This window comes from Cupriavidus sp. GW823-FHT07A04 (assembly GCF_058794615.1).
In genome coordinates this window covers 1-26,454 of the sequence record NZ_JBXAHA010000013.1, presented here as the reverse complement: position 1 = coordinate 26,454, position 26,454 = coordinate 1, and the positions used below count along the sequence as shown (strand labels likewise).

Annotated in this window: 23 protein-coding genes; 10 read left to right on the top strand and 13 right to left on the bottom strand. The window is 62.2% G+C overall.

Annotated elements, in window-relative coordinates:
* Position 1: 1 nt before the first annotated feature.
* The 8 genes from AC1Q7Q_RS22560 to gspG are packed head-to-tail and all read right to left on the bottom strand — an operon-like array spanning position 2 to position 8,309.
* Positions 2-2,314 (bottom strand): secretin GspD/PilQ domain-containing protein, encoded by a 2,313-nt coding sequence (locus tag AC1Q7Q_RS22560; RefSeq protein ID WP_492370958.1) that lies wholly within the window; start codon positions 2,312-2,314, stop codon positions 2-4.
* Positions 2,315-2,926, bottom strand: coding sequence for a hypothetical protein (locus tag AC1Q7Q_RS22555; protein WP_492387215.1), 612 nt, complete (start codon positions 2,924-2,926; stop codon positions 2,315-2,317).
* A complete protein-coding gene (locus AC1Q7Q_RS22550) occupies positions 2,923-3,489 on the bottom strand; it encodes a hypothetical protein (protein ID WP_492376448.1) in 567 nt (188 codons plus the stop codon). Before AC1Q7Q_RS22550 ends, AC1Q7Q_RS22555 begins: the two co-directional genes overlap by 4 nt.
* Positions 3,486-4,016 (bottom strand): hypothetical protein, encoded by a 531-nt coding sequence (locus AC1Q7Q_RS22545; RefSeq protein ID WP_492376449.1) that lies wholly within the window; start codon positions 4,014-4,016, stop codon positions 3,486-3,488. Before AC1Q7Q_RS22545 ends, AC1Q7Q_RS22550 begins: the two co-directional genes overlap by 4 nt.
* Positions 4,013-4,921 (bottom strand): hypothetical protein, encoded by a 909-nt coding sequence (locus tag AC1Q7Q_RS22540; protein WP_492376450.1) that lies wholly within the window; start codon positions 4,919-4,921, stop codon positions 4,013-4,015. The genes AC1Q7Q_RS22545 and AC1Q7Q_RS22540 overlap by 4 nt, the downstream gene beginning before the upstream one ends.
* Positions 4,902-6,605, bottom strand: coding sequence for a GspE/PulE family protein (locus AC1Q7Q_RS22535; RefSeq protein ID WP_492376451.1), 1,704 nt, complete (start codon positions 6,603-6,605; stop codon positions 4,902-4,904). The genes AC1Q7Q_RS22540 and AC1Q7Q_RS22535 overlap by 20 nt, the downstream gene beginning before the upstream one ends.
* A 7-nt stretch (positions 6,606-6,612) precedes the next feature.
* Positions 6,613-7,815 carry a type II secretion system F family protein gene (locus AC1Q7Q_RS22530; protein ID WP_492376452.1) on the bottom strand — a complete coding sequence of 401 codons (1,203 nt, stop codon included), beginning with the start codon at positions 7,813-7,815 and terminating at the stop codon, positions 6,613-6,615.
* A gap of 59 nt (positions 7,816-7,874) precedes the next feature.
* Entirely contained in the window at positions 7,875-8,309 is a 435-nt protein-coding gene (gspG, locus tag AC1Q7Q_RS22525) for a type II secretion system major pseudopilin GspG (RefSeq protein WP_492376453.1), read from the bottom strand.
* 313 nt (positions 8,310-8,622) lie between these two features.
* On the opposite strand from gspG, the gene AC1Q7Q_RS22520 reads away from it, so the two are divergent.
* Entirely contained in the window at positions 8,623-9,759 is a 1,137-nt protein-coding gene (locus AC1Q7Q_RS22520; RefSeq protein WP_492376454.1) for a PAS domain-containing sensor histidine kinase, read from the top strand.
* A gap of 121 nt (positions 9,760-9,880) precedes the next feature.
* Here AC1Q7Q_RS22520 and AC1Q7Q_RS22515 read toward each other — a convergent pair whose 3' ends face one another.
* Entirely contained in the window at positions 9,881-10,711 is an 831-nt protein-coding gene (locus AC1Q7Q_RS22515; RefSeq protein WP_492376455.1) for a response regulator, read from the bottom strand.
* An 830-nt stretch (positions 10,712-11,541) separates the two neighbouring features.
* The gene (locus tag AC1Q7Q_RS22510) at positions 11,542-11,835 is read right to left on the bottom strand and encodes a hypothetical protein (RefSeq protein ID WP_492376456.1); all 294 of its coding nucleotides are present in this window, start codon (positions 11,833-11,835) and stop codon (positions 11,542-11,544) included.
* Between the two features lie 372 nt (positions 11,836-12,207).
* Here AC1Q7Q_RS22510 and AC1Q7Q_RS22505 point away from each other — a divergent pair, with 372 nt between their 5' ends.
* Complete coding sequence (locus AC1Q7Q_RS22505) at positions 12,208-13,065, top strand: peptidylprolyl isomerase (RefSeq protein WP_492376457.1); 858 nt, start codon at positions 12,208-12,210, stop codon at positions 13,063-13,065.
* 85 nt (positions 13,066-13,150) lie between these two features.
* Here AC1Q7Q_RS22505 and AC1Q7Q_RS22500 read toward each other — a convergent pair whose 3' ends face one another.
* Positions 13,151-13,795, bottom strand: a complete 645-nt coding sequence (locus AC1Q7Q_RS22500; protein WP_492376458.1) for a lytic transglycosylase domain-containing protein — start codon at positions 13,793-13,795, stop codon at positions 13,151-13,153.
* 259 nt (positions 13,796-14,054) lie between these two features.
* Here AC1Q7Q_RS22500 and AC1Q7Q_RS22495 point away from each other — a divergent pair, with 259 nt between their 5' ends.
* From AC1Q7Q_RS22495 to AC1Q7Q_RS22485, 3 genes are all read left to right on the top strand, one after another.
* Positions 14,055-15,410, top strand: coding sequence for a cytochrome C (locus AC1Q7Q_RS22495; protein WP_492376459.1), 1,356 nt, complete (start codon positions 14,055-14,057; stop codon positions 15,408-15,410).
* A gap of 77 nt (positions 15,411-15,487) precedes the next feature.
* Positions 15,488-15,721, top strand: a complete 234-nt coding sequence (locus AC1Q7Q_RS22490; protein ID WP_492387220.1) for a high-potential iron-sulfur protein — start codon at positions 15,488-15,490, stop codon at positions 15,719-15,721.
* A gap of 49 nt (positions 15,722-15,770) precedes the next feature.
* Positions 15,771-16,271 carry a TlpA family protein disulfide reductase gene (locus AC1Q7Q_RS22485; protein WP_492376460.1) on the top strand — a complete coding sequence of 167 codons (501 nt, stop codon included), beginning with the start codon at positions 15,771-15,773 and terminating at the stop codon, positions 16,269-16,271.
* 57 nt (positions 16,272-16,328) lie between these two features.
* Here the strand turns inward: AC1Q7Q_RS22485 and AC1Q7Q_RS22480 are convergent, their stop codons facing one another.
* Positions 16,329-18,413 (bottom strand): Na/Pi cotransporter family protein, encoded by a 2,085-nt coding sequence (locus AC1Q7Q_RS22480; protein WP_492376461.1) that lies wholly within the window; start codon positions 18,411-18,413, stop codon positions 16,329-16,331.
* Positions 18,414-18,919: 506 nt separating this feature from the next.
* On the opposite strand from AC1Q7Q_RS22480, the gene AC1Q7Q_RS22475 reads away from it, so the two are divergent.
* The 3 genes from AC1Q7Q_RS22475 (at position 18,920) to AC1Q7Q_RS22465 (ending at position 21,806) form a co-directional block, all read left to right on the top strand.
* On the top strand, positions 18,920-19,378 hold the full coding sequence (locus AC1Q7Q_RS22475; RefSeq protein WP_492387214.1) for a hypothetical protein: 459 nt from the start codon (positions 18,920-18,922) through the stop codon (positions 19,376-19,378).
* Between the two features lie 262 nt (positions 19,379-19,640).
* Positions 19,641-21,365: an alkaline phosphatase family protein gene (locus tag AC1Q7Q_RS22470; RefSeq protein ID WP_492376758.1), complete on the top strand. Its 1,725-nt coding sequence runs from the start codon at positions 19,641-19,643 to the stop codon at positions 21,363-21,365.
* A gap of 129 nt (positions 21,366-21,494) precedes the next feature.
* Positions 21,495-21,806 (top strand): helix-turn-helix domain-containing protein, encoded by a 312-nt coding sequence (locus AC1Q7Q_RS22465; protein WP_492376759.1) that lies wholly within the window; start codon positions 21,495-21,497, stop codon positions 21,804-21,806.
* A 39-nt stretch (positions 21,807-21,845) separates the two neighbouring features.
* On the opposite strand, the gene AC1Q7Q_RS22460 is transcribed toward AC1Q7Q_RS22465, so the two are convergent.
* Complete coding sequence (locus AC1Q7Q_RS22460; RefSeq protein WP_492376757.1) at positions 21,846-23,180, bottom strand: HdeD family acid-resistance protein; 1,335 nt, start codon at positions 23,178-23,180, stop codon at positions 21,846-21,848.
* A gap of 285 nt (positions 23,181-23,465) precedes the next feature.
* On the opposite strand from AC1Q7Q_RS22460, the gene AC1Q7Q_RS22455 reads away from it, so the two are divergent.
* Entirely contained in the window at positions 23,466-23,969 is a 504-nt protein-coding gene (locus tag AC1Q7Q_RS22455) for a (2Fe-2S)-binding protein (RefSeq protein ID WP_174424795.1), read from the top strand.
* Positions 23,966-26,251, top strand: coding sequence for a xanthine dehydrogenase family protein molybdopterin-binding subunit (locus AC1Q7Q_RS22450; RefSeq protein ID WP_492376756.1), 2,286 nt, complete (start codon positions 23,966-23,968; stop codon positions 26,249-26,251). The genes AC1Q7Q_RS22455 and AC1Q7Q_RS22450 overlap by 4 nt, the downstream gene beginning before the upstream one ends.
* The last annotated feature ends 203 nt before the right edge of the window (positions 26,252-26,454 follow it).

Sequence of the window (26,454 nt, the reverse complement as noted above, 5' to 3'; positions counted from 1 at the left end):
GTCAATGCGTCCCGTTGGGGACCGGATAGAGTGGGTTGTCGCTGGACATGTCGCCGGGCGGCATCTTCAGGATTGAGGCTGGCGCAGGAAATGGCCCTGCCGCGGGTGCAGGCACCTGCGTCGCGCCTGCCGTGCCGGTCGCGTCCGGAACGACCGCGTTCGCATCAGCAGGCGCCGCCGCCACCGGTGCCGCCGGTGCCGCCGGCGCGGCCTGGATCGCCGGGAACCTCCCCGCATACGGATCCACCGGCGGGGTTGTCCGCGGCGCCGCGGGAGCCTGCCCGAGCGAGCCTCTGGGCGGCACCGGAGGAGGCGCGGGCGGAGAGGCGCCGCCACCCGCGGCAGCAGGTGTTCCCTCTCCAATGGCCGCACCGCCGACACTCGCCGGTGCCACGGGCACCACGGGTGCCACGGTTCCGCCGCCAACCCTGCCTGGCTTGACCGGCGCCATGGGAGCGGCAACTGCGGGCGCGGGGGCGCTGGCGGGATCGAGACGCAACTGCTCGGTGCGCACATTGGCATCGGTGCCGGACCAGATCTCACGCGTATCGGCATCCGCGACACGTTGAGGACGGATGATGTGCGGGGTGATCTGCAAAACGATTTCCGTCTTGACGTGGTCGCCGTTGTGATCCGAAAACAAGCGCCCGAGCACCGGCAACTGGCCCAGGCCAGGCACCTTGTCCGCCGTGGTGCGGTCGGCATCCGAAATCAGGCCGCCGAGCACCTGTGTCTCGCCATCCCTGAGACGCAGGCTGGTCGATGCGCTGCGCGTGCCGATCTGGTAAGCCAGCGAGCTGAGGCCGGTCTGCGCGTTGCTGCTCGATATTGTCTTCGTGATGTTGCTGACCTCGAGACTAATCTTGATGCCGACATCGTCGTCGCGGTAGACCTGCGGTTCAACCTCAAGCTTGATACCGACATCCAGGTACTGGATATTTTGCGCATAGGACGGACCACTGGTGCTCGGGGTGCTCGAACTCGATATCACCGGCACCTTGTCGCCAATCAGGATCTTTGCTTTTTCCTTGTTACGGGTACGGATGCGAGGACTCGCAAGCAGGTTCGCGTCAGTATCCGTCAGCTTGAAATTCGCCGTCGCCGACAGCCCGCTGACCACCAGCTGGTTGATCGGCAGCGTGTGCAGGGCGCCCCAAGTGGACGCCGTGCTTGGCGTGGCCATCGTGAAGCTGTTCGGCCATGCAATTCCCAGGTCCGTCAGCCGTTCATGCGAGACCTCCAGGACTTGAACCTCCAGCATGACCTCGGGTTCGGGAAGATCCTGTGCGGCGATCAGCTGTTCCGCGAGCCGAATGGTGTCGGGCGTTCCGCGAATCGACAGGGTGTTGGCATGTTCGTCGATCACGATCTCCTTGATCTTCAGCAAGCTCTTCAACAAGGCCTGCACCTGTTTGGCGTCGATGTTCGACAACTGGAAGGTTCGGACCTTCAGCTCCTGGTACTCCAGTTGCTTGTTTGGCGTGGCTGGATAGATGAAGAGCGTGTTCGCATTCAGGACCTTCTTGTCCAGTTGGTTCTGCAACAAAATCAGATTGACCGCGTCCTCGATCGCGGCGTTGGTCACGAAGATCGTCGTCTTGAGGTCGGTGCGCACATCACGGTCAAAGATGACATTCAAGCCCGACGTGCGCGACAGTGCCTCAAAGACCATCCGCACGTTCGCGTCGCGAAACTGCAGCGTCACCGGCGTACGCATGATCGACGCGGCCGCGCTTTTCTCCTCGCGCGCGGCCCGCAGCTGCCGCCGCTTGTCTTCGATCAGCCTCATCATCTGCTGTGCCTGGACGTTGGTCGGATTCTCCGCAAGCACCTCACGCACACGCTCCGCCGCGCTGTCGTATGAGCCGCGTTCAAGCATCCGCTGGACCTCCGCCAGGATGACAAGATCGCGCATATCGATCTGTAGCGCCGCGCCCAGCTTCCGCCCTCGCTCGCTGGTGGGATCGATCCTGCTCGCCTCATCGAGCTTCAGCACGGCTTCATGAAACTGGTAGCTGGCTCGCAGCCGATCCACTTCATCCAGAATCGCATTCATCTGGCCGTTGCGTTCGTGCATGTAGTTCAGCTGTATCTGCGCATCGGTGGGCTGGCGAACGCTTGCGTTACGCAGCGCGCCTGGCTCCACCGCACAGCCACCGAGCACCATCGCGATCAGGGCCGCACTGAATCGACGCGCGTGGTAGCTGGCATAAGACGCGCGAGGCGCCGTGCAACCTGACGCGGCTATTGACCTGAGGGACGCGTCGCAGCGCTCTACTCTGCAGGCAGCGTCCGATCTGCACCGGGATTTCATTTACTTTCCTTCGCCCTGGGTGGACATGACCTGTTTCACGTTAAGCGGCAGATAGGTAAAGGTCGCACCTGTTGCCGTGATCGCCTCAAGGCGGTATTGCCCGTCAATCACATCCCCCAGCGATACGATCAACAAACGGTCGCCATTGCTCAGGAACACTTGCTCCTTCGATACGTCCGCACCCAGCGCGCCTACATAGGCAAACGGCAACGGCGGCGCCGTGGGTGCCGGAGGCGGCGGGGCCGGAGCGGGCGGGGCCGGTGGCGCAGGCGGGGGAAGCCAGGATGAAACGCTGAATGGATCGTGGCCCGTATCTGGCGACAGCGGCGCACGCAACGCCGCAAGCCGTTCGCGCGGCGCGACTTCGGCAACCGGGCGCGCCGCAGGCTCGCTCGCCGCAGCTTGCGTGCGCCGCGGCGCCTGCGCGATCGAAGCCGGAGGGGCGGCGGGCAAAACGCCTGGCCTGCTCGGCAGGCTGCGCCCATAGGCAGCCCTGATGGCAGAGGCCACGGCCGGCGCGCGGTGCTCCGGCGCCTGGTCCCAACCAATCAATGCGGCGGTCGCCAGACCCGTGCCGGCAATCAATATTCTCCTGACCAAAGCGCTGTTCATGGCCGGCTCGTCCGATAGATCAGATCGAAGCGGATACGGGCCTCGAGAACATTGCCGTCCACCGCTGGCCGTTCGACATGAATCTCCTGCAGCGCGGCGTTTGGCACGCTGTTGAGAACGGATGCAACAAAACGGCGAATCGTGCCGTACTGGTCCTTGACCGGCAGCACGACCTGGTAGTGCGTAAATCCTGCCCCAGGCTCCGTAACGATCTGGTACTGTGCCGATCCCAGGGTCAGATGGCTCTCACGCGCCTGGGAGAAGATCACGGCGATGTCGTTCCCGCTCTCGGCGAAGGTCGTGAACAAAGCCGGCAGCTTGCCCAGGGAATTCACGTCGGCCGGCGCCCGGCCAGCGCCGCCGGGATATCGTGCTTTCGCAGCACGGGCCTGCCGTGCGCTGTCGAGCAAGCCTCTGGTCTGCGCTTCCACGGTGGGAATCGCGGTCCATGTCGCGGCGGCCACACCTAGCGCCAGCGCGCCAAGCAGGCCTGGCACGCCAAATGTGCGCCGCATCTCGAAATGCAGCGTCAGCAGCAGATCGGCAAGCCGGTGGGTCGTCATGGCTTTCTCCACACTGCGACGATCTGGAAGCGCACCGGCGTCCCGGGCACGTTGGTCTCGATCAGGTGACCGCTCAACACCGCCTCATGCAGGAGCACGCTGCCCTGCAGATACTTCAGGTACGCAATCATCCCGTCGGCATCCTTGGCCTCCGCCGTGATGCGGATCTGGCTCTGCGCTGGGCTTTGATCAATACCGATCAGCGCAACGTCGCGGGCAGGATAATCTTCAACGATGGACAGCAGGCTCTGCCATGGCACCGTGAGCTCGCGCAGGATCGCCTCGCCCTGCCTTTCAGCCAATTTGGCGGCAGGCGTGGGCGCGGTCTTGGGCGGGCGCTTACTGGCGTTCTCTTCGCGCGCTGCTATCCCGAACTCGGTTCGGGCACGATCGTTGTCCTGATACGCGAGCCACAGAGCCCTGGCGCCGAGCAGCAGCATCAATACCGCCAAGACCAGCAGCACGACGCCGCTCGGCGCCAGTGTTGCCGGGCGCCGGCTGAAATCGATCTTGAGCGGCGGCATCATAGCGCGAACCCCATCAAGCGCAGCGGGGCTGAAGCGCTCGACACGATCTCCTGCAGGCAGCGCACGGTGGCGAACCGTTGCTCGAACGCAGAAGGATCAAGGTCGATCCCGCCCAGATAGATCTTGCAGTCCTCTCGCCGCGTATTCGAGAACCGTTCGAAGACTTGCTCGGCAATGGCCGCAAGCCGCAATGTATCGGTGACATCGTCGGCAAACAGACGATGCGCGCCATAGGCGACCCAGCGGCTATGGTTCATCAGCACGGCGTGCAGTACGGTTTCGGCCACCACCACCAGCATCGAAGCACTACCGTCAACGCAGTGGCGGGCCCGATTCATCGCCTGAGGCAGCCCGAGCATCAGGCTTTGCACTTCCACGCTCGCCGCCGTGCTGACATCGCGGATACCATCGTGCAGCGATCTCGACAGCGCGCTGGCAAACACGGCCCTGCCGCCCCGCTGCACCACGGTGCGGATCATGATGGCATCACCATCCAGCCCGAATGTCTCCGCGAAATAGCTGCGTGCGATATCGTCGACCTCCCGCGCGCGCATGGTGCGGAAGTCGCCCCGCAGAATCCCGTGATTGGCCCAGAAATCATCCAGCACAATGAACGCACGGCGCTTCGATCTTGTCGCCCGTCCAGGAACACCGGGGGCTTGCGCCAACGCCTGACGCAGGACGTCGAGCGCTCCTTGCTCGGAGAAATGCTGTGTCTCGGCCATCGCGATGCTGGCGTGCTCGATGACCGGTGGCAGGGACGGCGGCGCGGCGACAGCTTTTGCCCCCCGGCGCGCGCGCTGCGCCAGGCGCAGCAGATACTGCAGCCTTGTGGGGCGCACCCCGACCGCGGCTGCACAGGTGCCCAGCCCGATTGCGAGGACATCATTCGACGATCGTGACACGATTGATCTCCTCGAGGGTCGTTTCGCCCTTCGCCATCAGCCGGACCGCCGCGGTGCGCAGGGTTTCCATCCCGTGGCGCAGCGCCGCGCTCTTGATGCGGCCGAGCGGTGCCCGCTCCGACAGCAGTTCGCGCAGTTCGTCGTTCATCCGCAGCGCTTCCGCGATGGCGCGTCGCCCACGATAGCCCGAGCCGCGGCAGGCGGCGCAGCCAAGCCCCCTGCGGAAGCGAAAGCCTGCTGCCACCTCGGGATCGATCCCGGCGCGTGCCAGCGCGTCCGCGTCTCCCGCCTCCTCGATCGCGCAGTCGGCGCAGCATTGGCGAACCAGGCGTTGCGCCACCACGCCGTTCAATGCGGACACAAAGCTATAAGGATCGACGTCCATATTGGTGAAGCGGCCGATCACATCGAACACGTTGTTCGCGTGCACCGTCGTAAAGACCTGATGCCCCGTGAGCGCCGCCTGCACGGCGATCTGCGCGGTCTCGGGATCGCGGATTTCGCCGACCATGATCTTGTCGGGATCGTGTCGCAGGATCGAACGCAGCCCCCGGGCGAACGTCAGCCCCTTCGCTTCGTTCACCGGAATCTGGAGGATGTCGCCCAACTGATACTCAACCGGGTCTTCAATCGTCACGATCTTGTCGAGGCCGTCGTTGATTTCGGTCAGGATTGCGTAAAGGGTGGTGGTCTTGCCACTGCCCGTGGGCCCCGTCACAAGCAGCATGCCGTACGGCATCGATGCGACCGAGCGCATGAAGCGCATATCAGCCTCCTGGAAGCCGAGCGCCTCGAGCGTCAAGCCACCCGACGCCTGCGATAGCTGGTAGCGATCGAGAATGCGAAGAACGGCATCCTCGCCGAACAGGTTCGGCATGATCGACACGCGAAAATCGATGTCTCGCCCCGCATATTGGGCCTTGAAGCGACCATCCTGCGGCACCCGCCGCTCGGCGATATCAAGCTCCGAGATCACCTTGACGCGCGATAGCACCTGGTCGGCGACGCCTCGCCCTTCCGCCCGGCCGACCACCGTCAGCACACCATCCACACGGCATTTGATCACCAGGCCGTTCGCCCGGCATTCAAGGTGAATATCGCTGGCCTTCATTTTCAATGCGTCGTAGATCGTCGAATTGAGCAGGCGCACCACCGCACTGTCGTCGCTGCTGATGCCCTGTAGCGTCAGGGCCAGTGCGGACGGATCGTTGGTACGCTGTATCGGGTCATCGAAAGCGAGCGTGTCCAGGGCACGCACATCCTTTTCACGTGCGGCCAGGTAGGCAGTCAGATCGCCAACGCTGGCCAGCGACCAACTGTAGTGCACGGTAGGGCGTGCGCGCATGCGTTGATCGACACAGCTGCGTGTACGCGTGTCCAGCGGGTCGGCGATCACGAATAGCAGGCCGGCTCCCTGCCGGAACCCTACGCACAGCCTGGTCGCCGCCTCGACAAAGGGAAGGACTTCAAACTCCGGCTCAAGCTGATGGAGCTCACGGATACTGATCGGGACCATCCTGAACTCGGCCGCCAGTTGCGCGAGAACCTCGTCGGCACCCATGGGCTGTTGTGCAAACAGTGCCTCGAGGGCGCGTATCCCGGAGCCGTGGCGCTCGCCGAGCTCGCGCAGGGTGGCCCGGAACTGAACGCTCCCTCTTTCCATATTCGCGCCGTTCGGATCCATGACGTACCTATTGGAGGCTGGAGGCTATTTCAAAAATTGGCAAATACATCAGGACAACAATGCCGCCGATGACCACGCCGATGAAGATCATCATCATTGGCTCGACCAATCGCGAGATCACGTCGATGGCCCGTGACACCTTTGCCTCCTGGAATCCGGCGATCTTGTCGAGCACGGGGCCCAGGCCGCCGGTCTTTTCGGCGACGGTCAGCAATCGATAGGTAATCGCGCTTGCCAGCCCGCAATCCTGGAATGCGTCGGACATCTTTCCGCCGTTCCGGATGGCATTCATCGCCGTGGCGAGCGCCACGCGGTCGCCACGGCCGATCAGGCCACGGGCGAGATCGAGTGCCTGGACCACCGGAATGCCGCCATCGACCAGCATCGCCGAGGTTCTGAAGAACTGCGACTGGCGATAGATACGGAAATGCATGCCGATGCCGGGCAACGCAAGGATGCGATCGGCAATCCAGTCGCGCACGCCCTGCCGGCGCAGCACAACGATCGATCCCAGCAGAATCACCGCGAAGCCTGCTACCAGCGAAGACCCGTGCGCGTGGACCAAGCCGCCCCAGGCCATCAGCCATCGCGACAGCAGCGGAAGTTCGCGGCCGCTGTTCTCGAGCAGGTTCGCGAAACGCGGGACGACAAAAGCCAACAGGAAGAAAACCACGGCCAGGCCAACTGCCATCAGGACGGACGGATAGATGGCCGCGGAAACCACCCGGGCACGCAATTCTCGCAGAGTGGCGCTATTGCGCGAATAGCGCTTCAGGCTTTCGGCAAGGCCACCAGTTTGCTCGCTGGCCTTTACGCAGGCTATCAGGACCGTCGGGAAGACATCCTCCGCATGCTCGAGCGCGGCGGACAATGCGTGGCCTTCATCCAGTTGCCTTAGCAGTTGCCGGTAGATTCTTGCCGAGGCATCGCGGCCCTCATTGCTGCCCAGCGTGCGTAAAGCGTCGATCACGCCAACACCGGCGTCCAGCAAAGCGGCCAGCTCTCTCGCAAACAACTCGACGTCGAACTTCGTTACCTGCAGCGCCGTCCAGCGGCCAGGCCCGCGCTTGGCGCCGGCGCTTTGCCGAATCGATACCACGCGCAGCCCGCGCGAGCGCGCCGTTGCGGCCGCACTGGCCGGCGAGTCGCTGTCGATGTGGATTGACTGCACCTCGCCGCAGGTATCAAAGACGCGCATCAGGTACTTCACCTCGTTCTCCCTGTCGGGCCATACAACCAGCGCGCTACCTCTTCGCAGGCAGGGCACGCTTACCAGGACGTGACATCCGCGTTCTCGCCATCGCCTCCAACTTGGCCATCCTTTCCGAAGGAGACCAGATCGTAGTCACCATGCTCGCCTGGCGAGCGGTATTGATAGGGTCTGCCCCATGGATCCAGCGGCACGGCCTTCTCCAGGTAGGGCCCGCTCCAGCGCGGCTCGTTCTGTGGTTTTGCCACCAGGGCTTCAAGCCGCTCTTCCGTGGTCGGGTAGGACCCCACATCCAGGCGATACTGGTCCAGCGCCTTGCCCAGGGAACTGATCTGCGCCTTGGCGATGCTGATATTTGACTTACCGAGTTGAGCGAAGTACTTTGGTGCAACGAGGCCTGCCAGCAAGCCGATGATGACCAGGACGACCAGCAGTTCCAGCAGCGTGAAGCCCTTGGTTCGCCCCAAATTCTTCAGTTGCGTATCGATGCGCATGGAAAACCCCCTGCCCTCGGGACGATCGCCTCGGCCCAGCCGCGGCCTTTTTCTCATTCTTGGCTAGCGAACGATGGGAAAGAAGTAGGGATACCCGCCGAACGACATGGGTAGAGACCCTCCACATTGCTACGGCAATGAGCCGTATTGGCATTTGGCTTTCCGGGTACATACAATAAGACACACCTGAAGGGAAATGCCCTTAGGCGGCGTCGTTCCGTGTTCCTGGACATCGCCATTGCGTAAGGAGGTGACTGGCGCTTTCCGTCCATCTCGCGCGGACCGCGGCCGCAGCAGCACTTTAGGAGTTCCGATGAGCGCAAGCACTCCCCACGGAGGAGAGCATCTGAAACTGCGTAACGTCACCGATGCAATGCGCAAGATGATGGCCGCGATCGATTCGAGCAACAGGGTCCTGCGCGCGATAACAGATGTTCACGGTACCGCTCTGGCCATTCTCGCGCCGGGCGGACGTTTTTTGTCGGCGAACAGCAGCGCCGCGGCGATGTTTGGCTATTCGATTGCGGACTTGATAGGCAAATCGCTTGTCGAACTGGTTCAGGACAGCGATCAGAAACGCGTTAGCGAGGGATTCTCCGGCAGTGCATCAAGTGCGTTTCACTCCTTTGGTGCGGTCTTGCGCGGACGAGGAGGCCGGGACACCGATATCCTGTTGCACAAACAACCCATTGCGGATAGCGAGGGCAATTTCAGCGCGTTCCTGGTTGTCTTCGAGGAACCCGTCATTTTGCAAAATGGCAGCATCGAGGCGCTGAGCCGTCCTGAATCGGACCTTCGTCGCCTCTACACGCACCTGATGATCGGACAGGAGAAAGAGCGCAAGCGGGTATCCTCGGAGCTCCACGATGGCCTCGGGCAGGCACTGACATTGATCAAGCTGATGGTTGAAGACTCACTGCTGCGCATCGAGCGCGGCAACGTCGAGGAGGCCGTTGCGTTACTTGATACCACGGTACTGCGTATCCGTGAAACCATCGGCGAGGTGCGCCAGATCTGCAACGAACTACGCCCCAGGCTGCTTGATGATCTGGGCTTGGTCCCCGCGTTGGCATCCCTGTGCAGGCAGATAGAGCGCGGCAGCGGGAAGGTTGTCGTCATCTTCGATTGCCGGGTCAGGGAAGACGAGATTCCGGACAGTCTCAAAGCGGATATGTTCCGGGTGGCGCAAGAGGCAATGAACAACGTCGTGAAGCACGCGGTGGCGACCGAGATCAGGGTGACATTGCAACGCAACGCAAGCGACATCCTGCTAACGATACAAGACAACGGCATCGGCTTCGAGCAGCTTCCCCTTTCGGCCGACGACGCGTCCTTCTCGGGGCTGGGCCTGATCGGGATGCAAGAGCGGGTCGAATCGAATGGCGGAAGTTTCTCGCTCCAGTCAAGCGAGTGCAGCGGGACCCTCGTCTCGGCAACGTGGAGAGCCTGATCCGCCGCGGGACAACGACAACGTCCCTGCATCGGCTTGTGGTCCGGACATGTACCTCGTTGCCACGCAAACTGTGCAAGCTGTGCGGGCGGCCATATGCACGCCGCCCACCCCAACCAACCTACTCTTGAGCGTCGCGACGAGGACAACCAAGCCGATCCTCGTTTCCGGCGGTGCTGCCGGACTGGCCATCCCGAACGTCATCGGCGCTGCTCGCGCTGTCATTGGGCGCTTCATGTGCATGCGTCAGCGGCGGGTCTTCATTGCGATTCGGATCATAGTATCGCTTGGCCAGGGAGGTGATCAGGCCCATGTTGATTGCGATCAGAACCAGCCCAGTCAGATTTGTGATCCCTAACTTATGCATCAGACTGGCACGATACTTCTCGATGGTCTTTGGGCTGAGGTTCAGGTATTGCCCAGCCTGCTTATTGGATCGTCCTTCCGCAACGAGCTTCAGGACGCTGCGTTCCCTGGCCGTAAGCACATCCCACGCATTCTTATTCGAAGCCAAATGGTCATTTCCGCTAACAAACGATTCCACCAGGTTTCCATACATTTCCGAACTCAGATGCTTCTTGCCCTGCATGACGGCATGCATCGCAAAAACCAGGTCTTCGAATGAAGAATCCTTCAAGACGTAGCCGTCCACTCCAGCGCGCAGCGCCTCCCGGACGTACTCGTCGCTTTGGTGAACAGTGAGCGCAATGATCCGAACGGCTGGCGTTCGGCGTCGGATCGCGGAGATCGCATCGATTCCATTCATGCCGGGCATCGATAAATCCATCAGGATCAGGTCCGGATTCAATGAGATAGCAAGATGACACGCCTCTCTGCCGTCTTTCGCCTCACCGACGACATTGAACTCGCCGATGCCGGATACCATCGAGCGTAGGCCGCTTCGTAGAAGGTGATGATCTTCGACGATCAGAACATTATATTTTATATTCACTTCCCCCTCCCTTTACCACCCTATTTTCTTCTGTTATTCATTGTTGCGATTTGCCAAAATCAGCGATAATCTCCTATAAAGCATGGCTTGAAACAATGTGCGGCCGTAAGTGCCGCCGGCATGAAAAAAGTGCCCTCCGGGGGACGGGGCGCGAAACCGTGCTGCGTCACGCGATCATTCTCGCTATGCGCTTGGTCTGAACGATGCAGGTACGCCTTAGGCTGCCGCTGTGGCGCGCACGCGGAGCATTGGCCGGCCAGCACCCACTCGGAATCAAGGGACCTGACGAGGAGCCGCGCCCACAACGCCTGGTGGCCAGATGGTGATGGCTTCGGCACGATTCTCCGCTGACATGGAGATGTCGCAGCAGGTCGGTGCGGCCCTCCCGGCGCTTGCTCATCATGACCTCTCCCAGCTGGTCTTCGCGTTTCGTAACTTTCTGTAATACAAGGCTAGGAACTAAATTCACGGAGATACACCACCCAGATGGATTAGGGCTGTATTCGGCACAACCCATTCAAACACAAGCTCAATGCATTGCCGCTAATACAATAACGTCACGGTTGGCCTGCATATAGCGAATGCGGACGTTCCATGCATCGGCCCAAACGGCGCTTGACGCGCAATGCCGTGGACGCCCGGCACTCTGTGCGGCAAGCAACGGTACGCGCCAAGGCGCTTGGCACACGGGGCTAGCTGTCCCTGAAGGCCTGGGTGTTCTGCTTGTGCCGAGAGAGAAAGGCCTCGCGTCATGACCAGTTCAAGGCCGGGCCGGAATAGCGGCACGATCTGGGCAAGCTGCGCAGGCGCCTCGCCATCAGCGATCCGGACTACTGCTCCGTCGGATTCCTGGCGCCATCGTCGGCCACGCTGTCGTGGCTCATCGGCTCGTCTTTCATCTGCTGCTCGCTCATGCTGTCGGGACTCGCCGGCTCGTCCTTCATCGGCTCCGCAGCCATGCCACGGTTGTTCTCCGCATCGCTCGGAGCTCCTTCCTGGGCCGTGACTTCGTGATTCATCAGGCTTTTGATGGCGATGTCGCCAACCGTGTCATCGGCAGCAAGAACGCCTGCAGCTGTGAACGCCAAGCTGCAAGCAAGTGCGGCGGCGGTGAGCTTGTTCATGATGGTCTCCCTCAGCGATTCAATAACGGCCCGGGACATCCGGGGGCGAAGCGAGGCGACGCCAGTCCCGGGCTTCTATCACTATGCTCGGCCAAGCGGGTAACAAGAACAGTGGTAATCCACGCCAAAAGGCATGGGCAAGATCCCCCAATGCAAGGCGGTGCGGATCACGCCCCCCATCATTCATCGCCTGTACGATGCGGCTCCTTGGTGGGTAGCCCTACCTCATCTGTAGGGTGTTGACCCATGGCGAGCTTGACCGGCCACCAGCAAAATGCAAAGGCCGGGAGGAATCAAGCGCCGCGGCGTGCCGCTGCCATCCCTCGACCCACGGCAGCGATCTTGTTGACGACACGCAACCGGGAGATGCAAATGAAAACGAATGCCTTGACCGTCATCGCCGTTTCCATCGCCTTCGCGCTTGGCCAAGCAGCACCCGTTTTCGCCCAGCAGGCCATCAGCAAGGAAGGCGGCAGCTTGCCAACGGACACGTTGGCGATCGTGAATGGCGTGGCAATTCCGCTAGCGCGGCTCGGCGACGCCATGCGCGCGGCGCGTCAGCCGGATACGCCCGAGCTGCGCCGGCTGTTCAAGCAGGAACTCATTGCGCGCGAGGTCTTGCGCCAGGGTGCCGAAAAGCAGAACTACGGCATGAAGCCGGCGGTACAGGAAGCGGTCAATGCCAGCAAGGTTGCTGCGGAGACAGAACTCTACTTGCGGGACAACATCCATCCCGAGCCGATCACCGACGCGCAGGTCAACGCGCGCTACCACGAGATCGTTGGCTTGATGGGCGACGAGGAGTATAAGCTGCGGATTCTATCCGTGGCTGACGATGCTACGGCAGCGAAAGTGCTTGAACGATTGCGCTCAGGTGCGGCCTTCGACGCGCTCGTGCGCGAGTACAGCATTGCTTCGAGCAAGGAAGACGGTGGTGAAATGCCATGGGTCAGTTTCAAAACGCCCGCGGCCGAGGGAAAGACGCAAGGTGTGCCGCTAGCGGTCGCGCAGGCCGTGACGCAACTCTCCGCCGGCGGCGTTACGCCCGCGCCGATTGCCGTCGATAACGTCCGCGTGATCGTCAAGCTGGAAGCCAAGCGTGCGACCCGGGTGCCGACATTCGATCAGATGAAGGGCGCAATTCGCCAGCAGTTGCAAGTGCTCGCCCTCAAGAACGCGAGCGCCGGGTTCATCAGTGCCCAGATGCAACGCGCGACGATTCAGCAATAGGGACGACAGGCGCCTCCGGCCCGCCGGCGGGAGGCGAGAAGCGGGTTATCAATCGCTCCGAGCGCCATGCGCGCGCACCCGCTGCCTAGGGGCTCCTGCTACCGCTCAAGCGCCGGTAGTGCGCCATCACCATCGGCACGTAGCTTTGCGTTTCCGCATACGCCGGGATGTGATAGCCCGCCCGGATCACCGCATTCTCTCCCGCGTTGTACGCCGCCAGTGCCAGCTCAACATCGTCTCTGAACAGATCCAGGAGAAAGCGCAGGTATTTGGCGCCGGCCAACACATTGTCGCGGGGATTGAGGATGTCTCCCGCGGAAAACCGCCTGGCGGTCTCTGGCATCAACTGCATCAGGCCACGCGCTCCCTTCTTGGACACCGCGTTCGGGTTGTATCCGGATTCGACCACGATCACCGCCGTTATCAGCTCCGGTGGCACCCGGGCATCGCGGCTCGCCTCGGCGATGATCTCGGAATACTGAGCGGAATCCATCGTCGCGGAAGCACCGGTGGCATTGTCCTTTCTTGCACCCCGCGCTGGCGGCTCGCTGGAAGTGACAACCAGGTGCAGCGCCGGATTGCCCGGTCTGTCTGTCAGCATGATCGATCCATCGGCACCGACGGCGCCGAATATCTGGGCCTTTGCCATGCGCGGGCAAGCCAGGCCCAGTGCGAAGGACGCAATGAAAAAGCCAACTCTCAGCAAGGGCGGCAACACGCGAGCACGCATCTGGAGATCCCCCAGACTGCATTGTGCAGATGAGCAATGAGATACGGCATGGGTTGGTTCCCTACAGCTGTGGTAGGGCAAACCATCCCATCCCGTTACGCCCTCGCGCGAGGGCGCGCTCGCGATGCGCTCTATCCCAAGCGAAGGATGGATGCACCCAAGCGAGCAGGAGTAGATCTCCCCCTTAACGACTGCGCGTGGCTGACCTAGAGTTTTCTGTAAGACTGAAGCCGAGCGGAAGGCCGACGGGAGAACCGCAATGAAGACCCTCTGTGCTGTCATTAGAAGCCCCGTGCTTGCGCTTTGGCTGATCGTCATTTTTGGCTTCATTCCGCGGACAGAGGCCAATCCGCTTTTTGCCAGGCAAACCGGCCTGAATTGCGCGTCCTGTCACACGATCTATCCTGAGCTGACACCATTCGGACGGAAATTCAAACTTGGCGGATACACGCTGGGTGAACGCGAGAAGGTTCCGCTAGCGCTGATGGCAGTCTTCTCGCGCAACTCCATCAACGACAACACCGACAAATCGACCGGCGATAAGCTCTACGGCAAGAACAACGAGTTTGTTGCGGAAGCCATCAGCCTGTTCTCCGGCGGGAAGATCACGGACAACGCCGGTGCTTTCATCCAGTGGACCTATAACAATATCAGCACCACGGATAACCAGACGTTCGCCGGGCACAGTGCGCTCGACAATACGGATCTACGTGTGGTGAAAATGTTCGGGTCGGAAGAAAAGCCAACGATTGTCGGCCTGACATTGCACAACAACCCCACCGTTCAGGACGTTTTCAATACGGCACCGGCCTGGAGCTTTCCGTACTGGAGCCCGAGCATCGCAGCCCCGGGCCGAGGCACACTAACGTTCCTGGAGTCGGGTGCCCGGGTTGCGGGGATTGGTGCCTATGCGCACGTGCTGGATTCCCTATACCTTGAGGCGACCTCATATCAAACGGCAAAAGGGGCACTCTCTGTCTTGCGCGCGGGCACCCCGGATAGTCAAAGAGTTTCACTCTCTGGTGCCAATCCGTACTGGCGAATCGCCTATACCATCGGCGATGAACACCAGAGTTTCATGATCGGCCACTTTGGAACAATTGCCTCGGTCGAAGTGCCGGACAGCGGCGGAACACCCGCAGACCGGTTTCGCGATCTTGGATTCGATGCCCAATACCAGTTCTTCAGCAAGGATGATCGCCACATCATCAGCGCGCAGGCTGCCATGATCAACGAAAAAACCGACTGGCGATCCGGCTTTCCCAACGGGAGCAATGACAATCCCAGCTCGAGCCTGCGTTCGACCCGAGCGAAGATCACCTATCTATTCGACCGCACCTATGGCATTACCGCCGGTGCATTCAAGGTGACAGGCGACGCCGATTTCGCCAGGTTTGGCACGACAACGGGCAAGCCGGATACGACGGGCTATCTCGTCGAGCTGAACTATTGGCCGAAGTTTAAATTTGCCTGGGACCCGCAAATGAACGTGCGTTTTGGTCTGCAATATACGGGCTATACCAAGTTCAATGGTAGCCACTCGAACTACGATTCGACGCTCAGACGCGCAGCGGATAACAACACCCTGTTCTTCTATGCGTGGTTCATGTTCTAAGCCTGTATCAGGGAGGAAACACCGTGAAGAAAATCATACCGTTGTCCCGCCGAAACTTGCTTCGTCGCGGCACCATCATGCTCGGATCCATTGCTCTGATTCCGATCGCGATTCACTCGCCAGCCGCCAAGTCCGCTTCCGCGACGAAGGGGATGCTCCACTACCAGGAGAGCCCTAAGGATGGGCATTCGTGCTCCGACTGTAGTTCATTCAGGCCCTCGACAGCACCGGATTCCGATACTGGCACCTGCAAGATCCTGGAGGGCCCTATCAGTCCTCACGGGTGGTGCATGGCGTTTTCGCGCCGCTGAGTCCGCATCCCGCAGCAAGGCTGCCTTCCGGCAGTGCCACGAGGAGTCAATGATGCGCGCGCTGCCAATGTTGCTATCCGCCCTGTTGTCAGTGCCGGTGCCGGCTATCGCAGGCGAGCTTAAGGTCGGTGAGCCGGTCCCGGCCTTCGACATCAAGCTCGCGGACGGGCGGCACGTAACGCCAGCCACTGCGGCAGGCCGCGTTACGATTGTCAATTTCTGGGCAAGCTGGTGCGCGCCGTGTCGCAAGGAGATGCCCGCGCTTGAGGCGTTCTACGAAAAGAATCACAAGCTGGGGGTGGACGTCATCGCTGTCAATATCGACAAGGCCAGCGATCAGGCGGAAGCACTTTCGGTGATGAAATCCTTCTCCTTTGCGCTGGCCTTTATCGGCGATGCTGACGTGAAGGCTTTTGGCCGCCTATGGCGGATCCCGGTCACGTTCGTAATCGATCGGAACGGCATCCTGCAACGGGACGGCTGGCACGCTGAGCCGACCATCGACCTGCCGCAACTTGAGACGCAGGTGATGCCGCTCCTCAAGCCGTAGAGCCTAGACATCGGTTGCTCTTCTTGAGCAATTACGCAATATGCGACACGCTCTCGATCATCGGTTTTTCAATGCAAAAACGATAACCAGGATAGCGACAAGCGCCGCCAGCCATTTCAAGCTTGCGACCAGCTTGCCGAGCTTCTCCACCAGTACGCCAATGGCATCTGTCCCAGTAGTGTTTATCTGCTCTTGAAGCGGCGGCACCTCGTGCGAACCCTGTTCTTCTTCGAGCCGGCGCAAGCTGACTTTCGACAGATCCAGCGAGAGATGAACAACATATCCGCTTGCGATTTCCGGCGACTCCACGGTGTTATCGCTCTTGCCGGGTCTAAGGAACAGGCATGCCTCCCCTGGCAGCGCAGCCATACCCTGGTCGGACATGTAAATGTTGCGCAGGCATAGCCCGACCTTAACGGCGGTGAGCCGGCCGCTCTCAACGCCCTCGCAAAGCGCTTGCAGGCTGCTTTCTGGCACGTGGCACGACGCCCACCACTGGTCCGGCTCCTGCATCTCGCGGTCAGAGCGGTTATAGCCGAGCCTTGCTGTGCCAAGCGGCGCGTCGGAGAAGGTAATGCCAAGCGCTTCTTGCCATTCACGAAGGCCTTGCTGGTCCGCCACGCCGATTTCGCGGGCTGCGAAGGAGATCTGGACCGTACGCGTGCCGTTCTCGGATTCACCAATAATGGACAAGCGACTGTCGTCGAAGCGCGCGGTCCCGTGGATGTAGGTAGCGAGCGTCGATTGCGTTGCACCTCCAGCTGGCTCTAGTTCTTGGACGACCTGGAGATCCTGCAAAGTGAGCCACAGTGACTTCGCGGGGTAAAATGTCTGCGGCTTGCCAAATGCGCCAACGTGTTCGAGCGTGTAGCCTCGGTGTTCCTTGATCTTGAATTCAATGCTCTCTTCGCCATACGCCGCGTATCTTCTCTGGCTCAAGCGCGGAAGGTCGTTCTCCACGAAATGCTCGGGATCGAGAGACCTCAGGTGCGGCCCGGTCGTGCCATGCAGGCTATCCAGGATGTCGTCACGCTGACCGACCTCCGCGATGCGTTTTCGGTCGCGTTCAACCGACGCGTCGCGGGGACCCGACAGCATCTCGCCGAGGACATCAGCCAGGCGCGCCACGTTGCCGCGCGCCATCATCGGAATCCGCCTCGCAGCCGGATCGAGGTGAAGTGGCGGTGATGCGTCGGAGACCTCCACAAGCGGCGGCATCAGCCGCCTTAGCAGGGCCGCGTAGACGGAAAGCAACGGCAGGAACAGGCAGGCGAGAGCCAGGTTGAATAGCGTATGAAAATCGGCAACCACACGCGCATTGTCAGGTTCGATCGTGACCATGAACCGGCCTATTGGCCCGAGCGCAGCGAGTGCCACCGCGACGCCGACCGCGCGCATGAGCAGGTTTCCAACCTGTAGTCGCCTTGATGCCGGATCGCTCGGCGTGGTTGCTGCCAGCACGGGGTTGATCGCGGTGCCGAGGTTCGCACCCAATACCAGTGCAAAAGCGGTATCCGGCGGGACCACGTTCTTTGCGCAAAGCGCCGTGACGAGCAGAACGATCGCCACATTCGAATTTGCGGCCCAGGTCAAGCCGACGGCCAGCAGAACATCGACCACCGGTACGGTGGATGCGGCGCCCAGCAGCATGCGAAGATTGGGGGCATCCTCATAATCCGTCATCAACATCAGCAGCTGGTTCAGCGCGAGCAGCATCAAGCCCAAACCAATGAACATGCGGCCCAGATCGTGCGCACGCGTGTTCGATACCTTGCGGAACATCAGCACACCAACCAGGATCAGCGCAGGTGAGACTGCCGCGACCTCAAAGGACAGCGCTTGCACGAGAAAAGTCGCGCCGACGTTTGCGCCGAGCATGACGGCAAGGGCGGGGACAAGCTCGGCGAGCCCCTCGGCAGCAAAGCCGGCAGTCATGAGTCCGGTCGCCGTACTGCTTTGCAATATCGCCGTGACACCCATTCCACCGAGAAAGGCGCGGAATCGCCCGCTTAGCGCCCGACCCAGGAGGGACCGAAGGCCGGCGCCGAAGGCGCGCTGCAGACCGGTTTGAACCATTTGGGTGCCCAACAGCAGCAGCGCTATGGAACCAGCGAGATCAATCAGCGTGTATGTAAATGCCATGATTCACCGCCCTCGACGTCAAACAGTTGCCCATGTGACTCTCACCGCTGGCCTTGCGCGTTTCAGCCGAAATCGTGCACCAGTTGAAACGTGCCCGATCAAACAGTGGGACCAGTCTAACGTGACTTTCTACAGGAAGCCGAAGTGGAAAAAAAGCAACGATGGCCCCAGGAGCCGGCCACGGCGGGATACACGCGCCGGGCGCCTTGGAAAATGCGGGAGCCGGAAACCCGGAGATCCGGCTTGCGAGCCGGGGCGCTCGTGCCATTGCGCAGAGCAGCGACCTCGCTAAGGCACCTTGTCAGCGCCGAGCGCTGCCAGCAACCTGATGCCGCCGACGTTAATTCAAAAATTCTGAATAAACTATCCGGATAAGACTAGTCTAACGCGCCGATGACTCTCCTATAGTTCGTTACATGGACGGCGCGCACAAACAAAGCAACGTTCTGGCAGTCGCAGCGAACAATCAACGAAATTCAACGAATTTTAAGATACTGGAGAACATCATGACCAAGACCTTCGCCCTCAAGCTCGCTTCCACCCTCGTGCTGTCGCTCGCCGCCATTGGCGCCGCCCAGGCCGCCTCCGCCAAGGACACCCTCGCCGGCGACAAGTACGGCTATGAATTCCGCACCTCGGTCCCCGCCGACAAGTATGGCTACGACTTCCGGTCCACCGACACCTTCACCGACGGTGCGCGCAGCGGCAAGCTGGATACCTTCACCGAAGGCGCACGCATCGCCGGCCTGGACCGCTCGGGGGTTTCGGCTTCGCCGGCTCGCGGCTTCGATGCCTACACCGATGGCGCACGTGCCGGCAAGTTTGACCCGTACACCGATGGCGCGCTGGTTGCCGGCCTGGATCGCACCGGCGTCTCGGCTACACCGGCCCGCAGCTTCGATGCCTACACCGACGGCGCTCGCAGCGGCAAGGTCGATGTCTTCACCGAAGGCGCCAACGTCTGATGCCGTACCCGCAACTGGCCATCCGCCACGACACCGCCTGAGATGCGGTGTCGTGGCATGCCCGCGGCGTCAAAGCCCGCCGGCCTCGTGCTCGATTCGCTTGTTCGCCTCGCGGCTTGCCGACGCGGGGCATGCCCGACTCCGGGAGCTTCAAGGCACCCATACAATTTGTTACCTCTCCGGCCATTCGCTGACACCGATCGGACATGGGCGGTTGATAGCGTCTCCCGGCTGCCCTGTGGCAGTCATTCGAGGAGATATCATGCGAGCAACAAAAAGGCTTACCCTGGCCGTGGCGCTGTCGCTGTCATGCGGACTGGCCACGTCCGCACGCGCGGACGACGACGCCCGTCAGCCGCGTGCCAAGCATGTGCTGCTGGTTTCGGTCGATGGCCTGCATCAGGCCGACCTGGACTGGTTCGTCAACGCAAATCCGGCCTCCAGCCTTGCGCAACTTGTCCGCCATGGCGTTGCCTACCGGAATGCACAAACGCCGTTCCCCTCGGACTCTTTCCCCGGCATGGTCGGCCAGGCCACGGGTGGCAACCCCAGGACCACCGGCATCTACTACGACGACGCCTACAGCCGCAGCCTGCTGCCGGCCGGCACCAAGGCAGCCAGTTGCCGCAGCACCAAGCCAGGCGCTGAAGTGTATTACGCCGAAGTGATTGCGAAAGACCTGAACCGGCTGGACAGCGGGCAAGGCATCCCCGGCCTGTACTCGGATTTTTCCAGGATTTCGCAGCTGACCGGGCACCCGCAAGACCTGATCAACCCGGCGTTGCTGCCGGTCTCTGCGCAGACCTGCCAGCCGGTTTATCCGCATCAGTATCTCAAGGTCAACACGATATTCGAGGTCGCGCACAAGCATGGACTGCGCACCGCCTGGTCGGACAAGCACGCCGCCTACGAGATCCTCAACGGGCCGTCCGGCCAGGGTATCGACGATCTGTTTGCCCCCGAAATCAACAGCTCGGTAACCGATCCGTCGCTGCCCGCCGGCCCGGGTGACGACTGGACCAAGGACAACACCAACACACAGCGCTACGACAGCCTCAAGGTACAAGCCGTCCTGAACTGGATCAAGGGCCACGACCATGCCGGCAACGGCTCACCGGGCACCCCCGCCATCTTCGGCATGAACTTCCAGGCCGTGTCGACCGCGCAGAAGCTCAACAAATCCAGCTACTACACGGATCCGAACAACACCGCCACCAAGGTTGCCGGCGGCCTGGGCGGCTACACCATGAACGGGACCACGCCCGGCGTGGTGCTGCAAAGCGCGCTGACCTTCGTCAACAACCAGCTGGCGACAATGGTCGGCGCCCTCGACCGCACCAGCACCGTGGTAGTCCTGTCGGCCAAGCACGGCCAGTCCCCGCGGAACCGCGCCGATCTCACCATCATCAACGATGGCGACATGATCGATGCGCTGAACTGCGCCTGGGAAAAATACGCCGCCACATGCAAGGACTCGTCCAGATCCCATCTGGTGGCCCATGCGATCGACGATGACGGGATCCTGATGTGGTTCAACGACCGTTCCCCCGCCGCGATCAGCTTTGCCAGGAGCTTCCTGCTCGGCTATTCCGGCAACGGCCTCGGCTCCGACGCTGCTGGCAACGCCATCGCCAAGGCCTTCAGCCAGGCAGGGGTGAGAAAGATCTACGCCGGCGAAGAAGCCGCTGACCTGTTCGGCGTGGCGCACGGCGACGATCGCGCGCCGGATCTCGTCGGCATTGCGCAGCAAGGTACCGTCTGGGCCGGCGGCAAACTGTCGAAGATCGCCGAACACGGCGGTGATGCCAAGCAGGACCGTCACGTACCCATCGTTGTGTGGGGTGCAGGCATCGACCAGAACATCGTCGACGAACCGGTCCAGACCAACCAGATCGCGCCGACCATCCTCGCTTTGCTTGGACTCAAGCCGCACGAGCTGCAGGCGGTGCAGGCCGAGCACACCAAGGTACTGCCGTATCTGCATTGAACGGCGCCGGGACAGCAGCGCAAGCTGACGGTCCCGGCACAGGAAACAGCCCCGTGGCTGTAGAGTCCGCGGGGCGTTCCCGCATCATAGCAAGGCGATGGCAGTTACCTCCAGTACACAACCGACCCACTGCTAGAACCTATCCTCCGACTCCTGGAAAATGCTCCTGGTGATACTCCCCAACTGCCCGCGCTCGCTGAGCTGGCCAAAACGACCGAACGGACGCTAGCACGGCGCGCCCGGAAAAATCTAGGTATGTCATTGGCCGAATGGAGGCAACGGCTACGGGTTGTTAAAGCGATACCTTTGCTAAATGCATCGCACACGGTCGAGGAGATTGCATCCCGCCTCGGTTACGGCAGCGCATCAGCGTTCATCGCTATGTTCCATCGCCTGATGGGCCTGCCACCAGACGAATTTCGGCACCGGAAGGGGGGGTGACGCGTCCGAAGCTATAGTTGGCTCCGCCGTCGCCAGCTCCTAGGCGTCTCGATCGTCCGCCGGGCTGGCGGAACTGCGCCGCTTCAGCGTGCCGATGAACGTGGCCCAGGCGAAGGGACGCGGATCGGCCAGCATGCTCATGGCGCGCGCGTAGTCGAGGGTCAGGCCCGGCGTCCACGCCATCGTCGCGGCGCGCTTGCGTAGATGCGCCGCGACCCATAGTTCAGGAGTCAGTACCAGGCGGAACAACGGCCACCACCCGTCCAGCCGCGTCCATACGCGCGCGCCGGCGCCTTCCAGCGCGGCATCGAGCGCCCGTGCCACTGTACTTGAGCAGTTGCGGTGGGTCAGGTTGTACGTGGTGTCACGCTGATAGGCATCCCAGAATTCGCGCAGGCGCTGCGCGTCGTAGTTGCGGATGCGCACCTGCACCGTCGACGGACACCACGCTTTCGATTCGGTCGGATAGTCGGGTTGGAAAGTGCCAGGTACGTCGTTCTCGCGCGTGGCGCGCAGCAGTCGGGTGAAATCGTCGGGCGCGCGGTCGATCTCGACCGCCGGGTAGAGGCTGATGTAGACGCCTTCTGGCGATTCCAGTGCCGCGTGGCCGGTGGAGATCACGCCATTTTGGTCCACCGCGGCGATATAGCGGTCGATGATCGGCTGGCGGCGCGCTTCGGTCTTTGCCGATCCCACCGGCGTCCAGACGTGCACGGTCAACGCGTGTTCGTTGGCTGCGGGCGGGCCGCTCCATGTCGTGAGTCGCTGGTCCGCATCATCAGCCGAGCCGGCTTCCGATGTGCCCGGCAGTCCCGGATTTCCGGTCAGCCTGCGCACGCGCGATGCGAGCAGCAGCATGTTCCAGCCACCGAAAAGCAGGCCAAGGCCCACGCAGTAGGGCACGGTGCCCGCGTAGTGCGTGGGGTAGGGCTGGACAAAGAAGATCGCCACTGCAATCTCGACGATGCCACCTGCCATCGCCAGCCGCCACGTACGAAAGCGCACCAGGCGTGCCGATGCCACCTGCAGCAGTCCGTCGGCCAGAAACAGCAGGCCGAACAACAGCGACAGGATCATGTGGCCATGGTGATGGCCGGCCAGCACGAGGATCGCCGCCACGCTGAACGCCATACCCTTGACATAGCGCAGCGTGCGCTGGCCGCCCATTCCGGTCCACGCCACCGCCATGGTAGCCAGCCCTTCGAGCAACAGCAGCCATGCAAACGGCTCGATCGGGAAATCGAGCCGGCCATCGAGTGCGTCGATAAACAGTGCACCCCCGGTGATCACGCTGATGGATCCGGCCCAAGCCAGCGTGCGCCATCGCATACGCAAGTAATCCACGCCAAGCAAGAGCATCAGCAGGCGAACCATCGGCAATCTCCAGATCGTGTCAGCGGAATGCTAGTCGGATTCTACCGTCGGATTGCCGGTCCATAGGCTCTGGCAGCCGCATTCCGATTGTCGACAATCGCCGTATAGATGGCGCGAGAGTGTTCTCCGCAGTGCCATCATTCCAGTTTGTGGAATTAACAAATCCCGCCAACGCCATTCCCCAGTACCAGCCGCCGGCATCACAATGCGCTTTGCGCAAAGCAGCGCAGGCACCTGGCTCGTCCGCCAGCCCTCGTCCCCGTTGCACCACCCCCACAAAAAAACATGAGAACCATCACGATCAACGGTAAGCCGCAGAAGATCGACCTGCCCGATGACGCCCCGCTGCTATGGGCGGTACGCGATCACCTCGGCCTGACCGGCACCAAGTTTGGCTGCGGCATGGCCCTGTGCGGCGCCTGCACCATGCATCTGGACGGCCAGCCGATCCGCTCCTGCGTGACCCCGATCTCGGCAGTAGCCGGCAAGAAGATCACCACCATCGAGGGCTTGTCGGCCGACAAGATCGGGCAGGCCTTGCAGGCAGCGTGGGAGGAATTCGGCGTGCCGCAGTGCGGCTACTGCCAGGCGGGGCAGTTGATGTCTGCCACCGCGCTGCTGCACACCAACCCGCACCCGAGCGAAGAAGACATCGACGGGGCCATGAGCGGCAACATCTGCCGCTGCGGCACCTATACGCGCATCCGCGCCGCCATCCAGCACGTTGCTAAATCGAACGTGGCTGCAAAGCCGTCTGCCCAGCCGACGGGCAAGAGGAGCGCCAAATGAGCACGCTGCAATCTGCCGGGCGCCGCACCTGGCTCAAGAGCATGGGCGCCCTCGCCGGCCTGACGTTGACTGTTGGCCTGGACGGCATCGTGCTGGCAGCGGATGAGCCCAAGAAGTACGGCCGCGACGGCATGCCTGGCGGCGCCGTGGATAGCCCGCTGGTGTTCCTCTCCATTGCCGAAGATGGCAAGGTAAGCATCGTCTGCCACCGCTCCGAGATGGGGCAAGGCGTGCGCACCAGCCTGCCGATGGTGGTGGCCGACGAGCTCGAAGCCGACTGGGCGCAGGTGCTGGTGGTGCAGGCGCCCGGCGATGAAATCCGCTACGGCAACCAGAACACCGACGGCTCGCGCAGCGTGCGGCATTTCTTCGAGCCCATGCGGCGCGTAGGCGCAAGTGCGCGGATGATGCTGGAAGCTGCTGCCGCCGCCCGCTGGAATGTGCCGGTAAGCGAAGTCCAGGCGCGCAACCACGCGGTGGTCCACGTGCCGAGCGGCAAGAGCCTTGGCTTTGGTGCGCTGGCAAAGGATGCCGCGCGCCTGCCCGTGCCGGCGGCCGCCAGCCTCAGGCTGAAGGATCCGGCCCAATTCCGCTATATCGGCAAGGACAGCACGCGCAGCATCGATGGCCACGACATTGCCACTGGCCGCGCGCAGTACGGCATCGACGTGCGGCTCGACGGCATGCTGTACGCCGTCATCGCGCGCCCGCCGGTGTTCGGCGGCAAGCTCGCCGGCGTTGACTCCACGCAGGCGATGAAGGTGCCCGGCGTGATCAAGGTGGTGGAACTGGCCGGCAGCCCCGTGCCCGCCATGTTCAACCCACTGGGCGGCGTGGCGGTGATCGCCACCAATACCTGGTCGGCCATCAAGGGCCGCGAGGCGCTGAAGCTGCGCTGGGACGATGGCCCCAACGCCAGCTACGAGTCCGGTGCGTTCCGTGCCGCGATGGAAAAGGCCGCAAGCCAGCCCGGCAAGGTGGTGCGCAACCAGGGCGACACGATGGCCGCCCTGTCGGGCCCCGGCAAGCGCATCACCGCGCAGTATTACCTGCCGCATATCGCGCACGCCACGATGGAGCCGCCGGTTGCCACGGCGCGCATCGCCGATGGCAAGTGCGAAGTCTGGACGTCGGTGCAGGCGCCGCAGGCCACGCGCGAAACCGTGGCCGGGCATCTCGGCCTGAAACCGGAGGACGTCACGGTGCACGTGACGCTGCTGGGCGGCGGCTTTGGCCGCAAGTCCAAGCCGGACTTCGCCGCCGAGGCCGCGCTGCTGTCCAAGGCCATGGGCGGCAAGCCGGTCAAGGTAACCTGGACGCGCGACGACGACCTGCATCACGACTACTTCCACACCGTCTCCGTCGAGCACATGGAAGCCATGCTCGGCGCCGACGGCAAGACGCAGGCGTGGCTGCATCGCACCGCCGCCTCCACCATCACGTCGACCTTCGTGGCCGGCGCCAAGAACGAAGCCACGTTCGAGCTTGGCATGTCGGCGGTGAACATGCCATTCGACATCCCGAACGTGCGCGTGGAAAACCCCGAAGTGGAGGCGCACACCCGCATCGGCTGGTTCCGCTCGGTGTCCAACATCCCCCACGCCTTCGCAGTGCAATCGTTCGCGGCCGAACTGGCGACGGCAGCCGGGCACGATCATCGCGACTACCTGCTGGCGCTGCTCGGCCCGGACCGGCGCATCGACCCGACGCAGCTGTCCGATACCTGGAACTACGGCGAATCGCCACAGCAGTATCCGCTTGATATCGGCCGCCTGCGCGGCGTGATTGAACTGGCCACGCACGAAGCTGGCTGGGGCAAGACGCTGCCGAAGGGACGCGGGCTGGGGCTGGCTGTCTGCTACAGCTTCGTGACCTACGTGGCGGCAGTGGTCGAAGTGGTGGTGGCCGATGACGGCAGCATCAGCGTGCCGCGCATCGACATGGCGGTGGACTGCGGCGCCCAGGTCAACCCGGACCGCATCCGCTCACAGGTGGAAGGCGCCTGCATCATGGGCATCAGCCTGGCCACCACGGGCGAGATCACCTTCAAGGACGGGCGCGCCCAGCAGGACAACTTCCACCAGTACGAGGTGATGCGCGCGCCCTCGGCGCCGCGCCAGATCCATGTGCATCTGGTGCCGGGCAGGTTCGATGCACCGCTTGGCGGCGTTGGTGAGCCGGCCATGCCGACCATCGCGCCTGCGCTGTGCAATGCGATCTTTGCAGCTACCGGCAAGCGCATCCGCGCGCTGCCGATCCGGGAGCAGTTGAAGAAGGCTTGAGGCCGGGCCTGAATCGCGGGGTGTTGGGTTTCGCGCTCCGCGATTCACATTTCATTTGGCAAACGTGATCGCGCAAAATCGTTGCCGCAAATCGCAGCCGTAAAATCACTGCCGCGAAACCCCAGCCGCAAAAGCAAAACCCCCCAGTACTTTCGTACTGAGGGGTTTCAAGGGAGAGCCTGGCGATTACCTACTTTCACACG

What these genes read in the sequence shown, in the direction of transcription:
- AC1Q7Q_RS22560 (WP_492370958.1), bottom strand. Translation starts at nt 2,314, where the DNA reads ATGAAATCCCGGTGCAGATCGGACGCTGCCTGCAGAGTAGAGCGCTGC.
- AC1Q7Q_RS22555 (WP_492387215.1), bottom strand. Translation starts at nt 2,926, where the DNA reads ATGAACAGCGCTTTGGTCAGGAGAATATTGATTGCCGGCACGGGTCTG.
- AC1Q7Q_RS22550 (WP_492376448.1), bottom strand. Translation starts at nt 3,489, where the DNA reads ATGACGACCCACCGGCTTGCCGATCTGCTGCTGACGCTGCATTTCGAG.
- AC1Q7Q_RS22545 (WP_492376449.1), bottom strand. Translation starts at nt 4,016, where the DNA reads ATGATGCCGCCGCTCAAGATCGATTTCAGCCGGCGCCCGGCAACACTG.
- AC1Q7Q_RS22535 (WP_492376451.1), bottom strand. Translation starts at nt 6,605, where the DNA reads ATGGATCCGAACGGCGCGAATATGGAAAGAGGGAGCGTTCAGTTCCGG.
- gspG (WP_492376453.1), bottom strand. Translation starts at nt 8,309, where the DNA reads ATGCGCATCGATACGCAACTGAAGAATTTGGGGCGAACCAAGGGCTTC.
- AC1Q7Q_RS22520 (WP_492376454.1), top strand. Translation starts at nt 8,623, where the DNA reads ATGAGCGCAAGCACTCCCCACGGAGGAGAGCATCTGAAACTGCGTAAC.
- AC1Q7Q_RS22510 (WP_492376456.1), bottom strand. Translation starts at nt 11,835, where the DNA reads ATGAACAAGCTCACCGCCGCCGCACTTGCTTGCAGCTTGGCGTTCACA.
- AC1Q7Q_RS22505 (WP_492376457.1), top strand. Translation starts at nt 12,208, where the DNA reads ATGAAAACGAATGCCTTGACCGTCATCGCCGTTTCCATCGCCTTCGCG.
- AC1Q7Q_RS22500 (WP_492376458.1), bottom strand. Translation starts at nt 13,795, where the DNA reads ATGCGTGCTCGCGTGTTGCCGCCCTTGCTGAGAGTTGGCTTTTTCATT.
- AC1Q7Q_RS22495 (WP_492376459.1), top strand. Translation starts at nt 14,055, where the DNA reads ATGAAGACCCTCTGTGCTGTCATTAGAAGCCCCGTGCTTGCGCTTTGG.
- AC1Q7Q_RS22490 (WP_492387220.1), top strand. Translation starts at nt 15,488, where the DNA reads ATGCTCGGATCCATTGCTCTGATTCCGATCGCGATTCACTCGCCAGCC.
- AC1Q7Q_RS22485 (WP_492376460.1), top strand. Translation starts at nt 15,771, where the DNA reads ATGATGCGCGCGCTGCCAATGTTGCTATCCGCCCTGTTGTCAGTGCCG.
- AC1Q7Q_RS22480 (WP_492376461.1), bottom strand. Translation starts at nt 18,413, where the DNA reads ATGGCATTTACATACACGCTGATTGATCTCGCTGGTTCCATAGCGCTG.
- AC1Q7Q_RS22475 (WP_492387214.1), top strand. Translation starts at nt 18,920, where the DNA reads ATGACCAAGACCTTCGCCCTCAAGCTCGCTTCCACCCTCGTGCTGTCG.
- AC1Q7Q_RS22470 (WP_492376758.1), top strand. Translation starts at nt 19,641, where the DNA reads ATGCGAGCAACAAAAAGGCTTACCCTGGCCGTGGCGCTGTCGCTGTCA.
- AC1Q7Q_RS22460 (WP_492376757.1), bottom strand. Translation starts at nt 23,180, where the DNA reads ATGGTTCGCCTGCTGATGCTCTTGCTTGGCGTGGATTACTTGCGTATG.
- AC1Q7Q_RS22455 (WP_174424795.1), top strand. Translation starts at nt 23,466, where the DNA reads ATGAGAACCATCACGATCAACGGTAAGCCGCAGAAGATCGACCTGCCC.
- AC1Q7Q_RS22450 (WP_492376756.1), top strand. Translation starts at nt 23,966, where the DNA reads ATGAGCACGCTGCAATCTGCCGGGCGCCGCACCTGGCTCAAGAGCATG.